This window comes from uncultured Legionella sp. (genome assembly GCF_937871865.1).
GTDB lineage: Bacteria > Pseudomonadota > Gammaproteobacteria > Legionellales > Legionellaceae > Legionella.
This window is the reverse complement of record NZ_CALMPD010000013.1, coordinates 1-7674: the sequence shown is the minus strand read 5'-3', so window position 1 is coordinate 7674 and position 7674 is coordinate 1. Positions and strand designations below refer to the sequence as shown.

Below are 7674 nucleotides of genomic sequence, written 5' to 3'. Positions count from 1 at the left end.
GGTTGTCCAAGGTTAAGAAGTTTGGCCGTCATCCTGAGGAGCTAGCGACGAAGGATGACGTACTTTTCTTAACTTGATGGCAGTGACCAAAGGCCTGAGAGAGATTTCAAAATTGATACAAAAAACCATCGACTCTAAATTTAGCGAACATTTTTTGCATGGCCTTGAGTATTTCGGGAAAAACGCAATAAAATGTGGTTAGAGCGTTTAACTGCCTCCTGCAAAGCTTCTTTGGGGCTGATAAGACCTGCAAACATTGCCTCAATCAACTCATCGTTAATGCCACGGATTTGATTTTGCGGTCCTGAATGTTTTATTGATTTAGTCTGCAGATTATCCTCCAGATCATTACGAGCTAATAACAAAGCAGGATGCGTACTTTGTTCGACAATACCCGCATATATTCCTTTTAACCCCAAAGGAAGGTAGCCAGTATGTTCGTGCCAACGTTGCTGTACTGCAGGTGTTGCAATAAATTTGAAAAATTGAGCAATCCCTTTGTATTGCTCATGACCCTGACCAGCAACAGCCCATAAAGCAGCGCCTCCGGAAACATTTGCATGCCTTACTTTACTCACTTGCGTGTCAAGAGGCATAGAGGCGACCCCCAAACGAAAAGGAACTAAAGCAGATAGACTGTTATAAGCACCTGATGATTGGCTAAACAAAGGACAAACACTACTGGTAAACAAAATAGTGGCATCATCAACCCGTCCACCATAACGAAAATAATGCAGGTTATGCCAACGTTTCAAACGTTCAAGATGCTGCGCTAACTGAGGGGTATCAAATACAGCACGCAACGGGTTAGTATCAGTCATCGGCAGCCCGTGAATTGCGAGATAAGATTCAAATAAAATCCAACCGGGATATGCTGTTGTATAAGTACAGCCATAACCCGCCTGTTTTACTTTTGCAGCTAAGAGCTCCATTTCATCCCAGGTTTTAGGGAAATTTGAATTGTTGTACCCTACTTTTTCCAAAATATCGAGATTGTAATATAAAACGGGAGCCGAAAGATTAAATGGCATTGCCATCAATTGCCCATCCCGACTATAAAATTCACGAACCGACTGAATAAAATCATCGCTAGGCAAACTCATTTTCTGCTCTTTCATTAATGCATCAACAGGTTTAATCACTCCTTCTGGAGCAAGCATGACAGCGGTTCCTACTTCAAAAACCTGAACCATTGCCGGAGGTTGATGTGCTCGAAATGCCGCAGCAAAGCTGGTCAGGGTTTCAATGTAATCCCCTTTATATACCGGTTTAATTACATATATTTTCTGGCTTTTATTAAAATCATCAGCCAGCAAACGAACCTCATCCCCTAAATGCCCAGCCATACCGTGCCAAAGCACAAGCTCTACAGGTTCAGCCTGAGCCATCATTGTATGAAACATAAGAAATAAAAAAAGGAGCAAAGCGTTCATATTAATAAATCTGGATAATCACTAAAAACAGCATCAACACCCCAATGAAACAACTTATTGGCCAAACGTTTACGGTTTACAGTATAAGCACAAACGATGTAACCTTGCTCTTTTACTGCTTTAACTCGTTCCGCGGTGAGTATTTTTCGATTAAAGTGAATGGAAACACATTCTAATTGCTTTGCTTTCTGAAGCCATTGTTCATCCCATTCATGGAGCAACAATCCTAAAGGCATTTCCGGGGCAATGCTCCGGCAAAGCAATAAGGCTTCCCATTCAAAGCTGGATACCAAAGGTAACTCTTTACCTTGCGGCCAATAGCGATGAATATGACTCAACACAGCAGCTGCTGTTTGTTCTGCTGTCCCAGGATAGGGTTTAATTTCTATATTGGCCCGTACATCGGAAAACGACAACCATTTTAGCGCATCTTTAAAATGAGGAAGAGGCTCCCCTTTAAAATGTCTGGAAAACCAGGAGCCAGCATCCAGACTTTGTAAGTAGGCAGATTCGACCTGACCAACTTCACCTCGTCCATTGGTAGTTCGTTTTAACGTGTCATCATGAATAAGAAAAGGCTCTCCATCAGCACTACACATCACATCAAATTCAATAAAGCGACACCCTAAAGCCAGGGCCTTATCAAAAGCAGCAATGGTATTCTCAGGGGCATAAGCAGCAGCCCCTCGATGACCAATAATTTTATCTACAACCAACAAATTAATTCCCCTGTTTACGGTTTGAAGCCGCCTCGACAAAAGCGGTTAAGACCAATTCATTGCTGACTGTTAAAGGGGCTGGAGCTGATGACATTACAACTGCATTCATTTCTTTTGCCTGATAAGCTCTTGGTTGTTGGGGGGGAGTATCTCCTTCGACAAACACCAGATTACTTAAACTGTAATTCTGAAGAGGATAGGCCTTATTCAGACGAGAAAGTTCTTCATTGACCTTTTGATACAGCTGTTCGCGCACTTTAGCACGAATAACCTGGGTTTCATCCAAACTGGGCTTAAACTCCACTCCGCTGATTTCATAATTAGCACCAGGCATGCTCACAGATTTGGCATTTTGATAAATATCAGTGAGTAGCGACTGCTCAACTCTGGCTTGCGCCTGAACAAACAGTTTTTCCAACCCTGAGCTGTCCTGAGAACGGTCAAACTCAATTAAATGCCAATCGCCTTTAGCAATTTTGTTTAAACTGGTCATAATATCTGCGCGTGCTTTCACTAGGTCCGCACTACTTAAAGTGACATTAATATTTACATTTAACAAGGCTGTCTGAGTAGTTACCCATTGCTTGGCAGATAATTGAAAGACTACTTTATCAAGAACCAAAGGAGGAACATCATCCCCTGCAAACGCAGTAGGGGTTAGAGCGATAAAAGCCAACATCCCGGCAACCTGTTTCATGCAACTCTCCATTTAAATTTATATTTCAAATAAGTGTATACCAGCAAGCCTCAAGACTCCAAGTTATTCTCCGTTTATAAAAGAAAATCGCCATGTCTTATGGGACTATTCATAGCCTAGGAATAAGTCTTGTTGTAAAGGAAAACAATCAATTGTTCGGCAAAAATTGAAAACCATTCATCACGCCTGATTTTTAGAACATTTTTTTTCAAGCTGCACCAAATGGAATCGTTTATTCTATTTGTTGGAGTGTTACCATTGATTTAATCAAAGAATAGGTCTATAACTTGTCGCAAATTATTGCCGGAGGAGCCTAATAAATGATGTCTGTTGACAATATATATAACCACGCAGTAGCAGAAGATGATTTCCTCGAGTATGCCTTGTCTCATGGTTTTGGTGATTTACATTTTAAAGTAGACCCGGAAACAGGTATGAAAGCGATGATCGCTATTCATAACACCAAATTAGGCCCAGCCTTGGGTGGATGTCGTTTTATTGAATACCCTAGCACTGAAGCTGCATTAAAAGACGCAATGCGCCTTGCCAGAGGCATGAGTTATAAGGCTGCATCAGTAAATCTTCCTTTAGGTGGTGGAAAAGCGGTAATTATGAAGCCTAAAGGCCCATTTAACCGTGCAGAATATATGCATCAATTTGGACGTTTCGTTAACGAGCTTAATGGAAGATACATCACTGCATTAGACAGTGGCACCGTATTAAACGACATGGATATTATTGCAGAACATACAGACTATGTTGCCAGTTTATCCAAATACAACGGTGACCCCTCTCCGTTTACAGCCAAAGGTGTCTTACGAGGAATTCAAGCTGCGGTAGAATTCAAACTAGGCAAAAACAACCTGGAAGGATTACATATCGCGATTCAGGGTATGGGACATGTAGGCTATGCGCTGGCAAAACATTTACATGAATTGGGCGCTACACTTACCGTTGCCGATATATCTCCTGCCGCTGTTGAACTCGCAGTTAAAGAGTTTGGGGCAAAAGCAGTAAGCACAGAGGCCATTCATAAAGTTCCTTGTGACGTGTTTGCTCCTTGCGCCTTAGGTGCAATCATTAATGATGTTACTATTCCCCAGCTTCAAACCACAATCATAGCGGGTGCGGCCAATAATCAGCTGGCTCATACCTTCCACGGGAAAAAACTCCATGATAAAGGAATTTTATTTGCTGCGGATTATGTAATTAATGCCGGCGGAGTAATATTTGCGGCCTCAAAATATTTACATACCCCTGAAGATAAAGTAAATGAGCAAATCAATGGCATTTATACTTCTTTAACAGAAATATTTACCCGTTCTGCTAAAGACAATTTACCCGCCAGCGAAATCGCAGATACTTTGGCCCAAGAAAAACTGGCTTAATTGGGTGACAGTATGAAACATTTACAACTTTCACCTGAGTTATACGATTACATTCTTGATAAATCCTTGCGTGAGCACCCGGTATTGGGTGACTTACGTAAGGAAACATCGATTATGGAGTTGGCAAACATGCAAGTGGCTCCAGAGCAAGCACAGTTTATGCAGTTTCTGATACGAGTTATTGGTGCAAAAAACGTACTGGAAATAGGAACCTTTACAGGTTATAGCGCCCTGGCGATGTCTCTGGCGTTACCTGATGATGGGCAGCTCATTACCTGCGACATCAGTGCGGAATGGACGAAAAATGCTCATAAGTTCTGGCATGAAGCGAAACAGGATCATAAGATAAAATTGCGTCTTGGCCCAGCAATTGAAACCTTGTATGCCTTATTGAATGAGGGCTGGGATCATCAATTTGACTTTATTTTCATAGATGCAGACAAAACAAATTACCTGAATTACTATGAACTGGCTCTTAAACTGATAAAACCCAGGGGCATTATTGCTATAGATAATGTGTTATGGGACGGTAATGTGATTAACCCAAATGACATTAGCGGTCAAACCAGAGAAATTAAAAAGCTCAATGAACTGCTTAGAAATGATCCAAGAGTTCATATAAGCCTGTTGCCTATTGCTGATGGATTATTTCTGCTACACCCGGTTGAGTAGCAAATTTGAATGTAAACAAGGAGAATCTGAAGTGCAAACAAATGACAACCCCTGCGGATTAGATGGTTTTGCTTTTTTAGAGTTTTCAGGACCAGATAAAAATAAATTACATCAACAATTTATTGATATGGGCTTCGAAGCAGTTGCAACTCATCAGGATGAGGATATCACACTTTTTAAACAAGGTGACATTCAATTTATCGTCAATGCTGCAACCCATTGCCAGGCAGCAGCTCATGCAGTGACTCATGGTGCTGGAGCTTGTGCTATGGGATTCAAGGTACAAGATGCAAAAGCAGCATTCCAATATGCCATAGAACATGGGGCTACTGCATTTAAAGATACAGCTCATACTCATCATGGATTACCCGCTATTGAAGCCATCGGTGGTAGTGTTATCTATTTTGTTGATGACACACACCAGCCTTTTGCTCAAAAATGGAACATCATTAATTCAGCCCCAGTTCAGGGAAATGGTCTGATGTACATTGATCATTTGACCCATAATGTCTATCGTGGAAATATGGATAAATGGGCAGCATTTTATGAATCACTATTCAATTTCCAGGAAATACGCTTTTTTAATATTAAGGGTAAAATGACTGGCCTCATCAGCAGAGCATTGGGAAGTCCTTGTGGAAAAATTAAAATTCCATTAAATGAATCCAAAGATGATATGTCTCAAATTGAAGAGTTCCTTCACGACTATAAAGGTGAAGGTATTCAACACATTGCGTTAACGACTAATAATATCTATAACACCGTCCATAGTTTAAGAACTCAAGGAGTCAAATTCCTTGATGTCCCAGACACCTACTACGAAATGCTCGATGAGCGCCTTCCATGGCATGAAGAGCCAGTGGCACAACTGAATGCTGAAAAAATACTGATGGATGGGGAAGTTGATCCTAAATTTGGATTGCTTCTGCAAATCTTTACTGAAAATATTTTTGGCCCGGTATTTTTTGAAATTATCCAACGAAAAGGAAATCAGGGATTTGGTGAAGGTAATTTCCAGGCCTTATTTGAAGCAATTGAGCGAGATCAGGTCAAACGCGGCACTCTAAAAGAATACAGCTAAGGAGTATAAATGAAACTTGCCAGTTTAAAATCAGCTGTATCTCGTGATGGTGAACTCTGTGTGGTCAATCAATCATTGACCACCGCAATAAAAGTGAACCACATAGCCCCCACACTGCAATTTGCTCTGGAGCATTGGAATCACGTCGAAGCCCAACTCAAAGACGTTTATGCCCAATTAAATGAACATGAACTAGAAGGCTCCTTTCCATTTGATTCCCAGAACTGTACTTCCCCTCTTCCTCGTGCGTATCAATGGGTTGATGGCAGTGCATATGTGAATCACGTCGAATTAGTCCGCAAAGCCAGAGGCGCAGAAATGCCGACTGATTTTTGGACTAATCCATTAATGTATCAAGGTTGTTCTGATTCGTTTATTGGTCCCAGAGACCCGATTCTCACTGCGAGCGAAGATTATGGTATCGATTTTGAATCAGAAATAGCGGTTATTACCGATGATGTCCCTATGGGAATTGATGCACACCATGCAGGACAACATATCAAACTGCTCATGCTGGTCAATGACGTATCACTTAGGAATCTGATACCTGGCGAATTGGCTAAAGGTTTTGGTTTCCTACAGTCGAAACCCGCAAGTAGTTTTTCTCCGGTAGCGATAACACCTGATGAACTAGGACAAAACTGGGATGGCCAGCGTGTTCATTTGCCGCTGTTAAGTCATTTAAACGGTACCTTATTTGGCCAACCTAATGCGGGAATTGATATGACCTTTTCATTTCCCGAATTGGTACAACATGCCGCCAAAACAAGAACATTATCTGCGGGTACCATAATAGGCTCAGGTACAATATCAAATAGTGATCGCAGCAAAGGCTCATCGTGTATCGCAGAAAAAAGAATGTTAGAAATTATAGAATCAGGTGCAGCAAAGACTCCATACATGCATTTTGGAGATACCATCCGTATTGAAATGTTGGATACCCAAGGTAACAGTATTTTTGGAGCAATAGACCAAAGCGTCCAAAATTATCAATGGAAGCTCTGATGATTCTTTATGACTATTTCCGTTCTACTGCATGTTATAGGGTTCGCATCGTGCTGAATCTGAAAAATATTGCTTATGAGAAAAGAGACGTAAGCCTGGTAAATAATGGTGGAGAACAAAATCATCCAGAGTTTAAAAAAATAAACCCACAAGGCTTGGTACCCTGTCTTGATATCAACGGCCGTATTATTAATCAATCGCTGGCTATTATTGAATATCTGGATGAGTTGTTTCCTGAGATACCATTGCTTCCTGAAGACCCCGTCACCAAAGCCACTTTAAAATCATTGGCTTTAATTGTAGCTTGTGACATGCATCCACTAAATAATTTAAGGGTACTTAATCGTTTAAGAGAACAATTTAGTGCTAATGAAGAACAAATACAGAATTGGTACCATCACTGGTTAAGAACTGGTTTTGACGCTTTTGAAACGCAATTAAACTCTCTTCCTCGCAGCAAATCAGTCTGCTTCGGTCAGGAAATAAGCTTGGCAGATGTATGCTTAGTACCACAGGTTTATAATGCCAAACGCTTTAATTTTCCTTTGGATGATTATCCATTAATTACTGAAATTAATGATTATTGCCTAGGCTTACCACCTTTTCAGAATGCATCACCCAAATAATCATTAATATACAACCAGACAACATCATGCTGTAAGATTGTTGCTTTTTACAC

The 7674-nt window shown here is 40.9% G+C and carries 8 protein-coding genes; 5 read left to right on the top strand and 3 right to left on the bottom strand.

All coding sequences use genetic code 11. The features are described from left to right. Positions 1 to 140 precede the first annotated feature (140 nt). From Q0495_RS00750 to Q0495_RS00740, 3 genes are read right to left on the bottom strand one after another with little or no spacing between them, the layout of a single operon-like run. Entirely contained in the window at positions 141 to 1433 is a 1293-nt protein-coding gene (locus tag Q0495_RS00750; RefSeq protein WP_298622053.1) for an extracellular solute-binding protein, read from the bottom strand. Continuing rightward, the gene (gene ugpQ, locus Q0495_RS00745; RefSeq protein WP_298622055.1) at positions 1430 to 2149 is read right to left on the bottom strand and encodes a glycerophosphodiester phosphodiesterase; all 720 of its coding nucleotides are present in this window, start codon (positions 2147 to 2149) and stop codon (positions 1430 to 1432) included. Before ugpQ ends, Q0495_RS00750 begins: the two co-directional genes overlap by 4 nt. 4 nt (positions 2150 to 2153) lie before the next feature. Next, positions 2154 to 2849, bottom strand: coding sequence for a hypothetical protein (locus Q0495_RS00740; RefSeq protein ID WP_298622052.1), 696 nt, complete (start codon positions 2847 to 2849; stop codon positions 2154 to 2156). A 320-nt stretch (positions 2850 to 3169) separates the two neighbouring features. On the opposite strand from Q0495_RS00740, the gene Q0495_RS00735 reads away from it, so the two are divergent. Genes Q0495_RS00735 through maiA form a run of 5 tightly spaced genes read left to right on the top strand, consistent with a single transcriptional unit; the run spans position 3170 to position 7621 of the window. Continuing rightward, the gene (locus Q0495_RS00735; RefSeq protein ID WP_298622051.1) at positions 3170 to 4237 is read left to right on the top strand and encodes an amino acid dehydrogenase; all 1068 of its coding nucleotides are present in this window, start codon (positions 3170 to 3172) and stop codon (positions 4235 to 4237) included. Positions 4238 to 4249: 12 nt separating this feature from the next. Beyond that, positions 4250 to 4909 carry a class I SAM-dependent methyltransferase gene (locus tag Q0495_RS00730; protein WP_298622050.1) on the top strand — a complete coding sequence of 220 codons (660 nt, stop codon included), beginning with the start codon at positions 4250 to 4252 and terminating at the stop codon, positions 4907 to 4909. A gap of 31 nt (positions 4910 to 4940) precedes the next feature. Next, positions 4941 to 5990 carry a 4-hydroxyphenylpyruvate dioxygenase gene (gene hppD / locus Q0495_RS00725; protein WP_298622048.1) on the top strand — a complete coding sequence of 350 codons (1050 nt, stop codon included), beginning with the start codon at positions 4941 to 4943 and terminating at the stop codon, positions 5988 to 5990. A 9-nt stretch (positions 5991 to 5999) separates the two neighbouring features. Then, positions 6000 to 6995, top strand: coding sequence for a fumarylacetoacetate hydrolase family protein (locus Q0495_RS00720; RefSeq protein ID WP_298622046.1), 996 nt, complete (start codon positions 6000 to 6002; stop codon positions 6993 to 6995). Next, positions 6995 to 7621, top strand: coding sequence for a maleylacetoacetate isomerase (gene maiA, locus Q0495_RS00715; protein WP_298622045.1), 627 nt, complete (start codon positions 6995 to 6997; stop codon positions 7619 to 7621). The genes Q0495_RS00720 and maiA overlap by 1 nt, the downstream gene beginning before the upstream one ends. The last annotated feature ends 53 nt before the right edge of the window (positions 7622 to 7674 follow it).

Bases quoted from the DNA above. Each gene is read 5' to 3' on its own strand.
- Q0495_RS00735 (WP_298622051.1), top strand. From the start codon at position 3,170: ATGATGTCTGTTGACAATATATATAACCACGCAGTAGCAGAAGATGAT.
- maiA (WP_298622045.1), top strand. From the start codon at position 6,995: ATGATTCTTTATGACTATTTCCGTTCTACTGCATGTTATAGGGTTCGC.
- Q0495_RS00740 (WP_298622052.1), bottom strand. From the start codon at position 2,849: ATGAAACAGGTTGCCGGGATGTTGGCTTTTATCGCTCTAACCCCTACT.
- Q0495_RS00750 (WP_298622053.1), bottom strand. From the start codon at position 1,433: ATGAACGCTTTGCTCCTTTTTTTATTTCTTATGTTTCATACAATGATG.
- Q0495_RS00720 (WP_298622046.1), top strand. From the start codon at position 6,000: ATGAAACTTGCCAGTTTAAAATCAGCTGTATCTCGTGATGGTGAACTC.
- Q0495_RS00730 (WP_298622050.1), top strand. From the start codon at position 4,250: ATGAAACATTTACAACTTTCACCTGAGTTATACGATTACATTCTTGAT.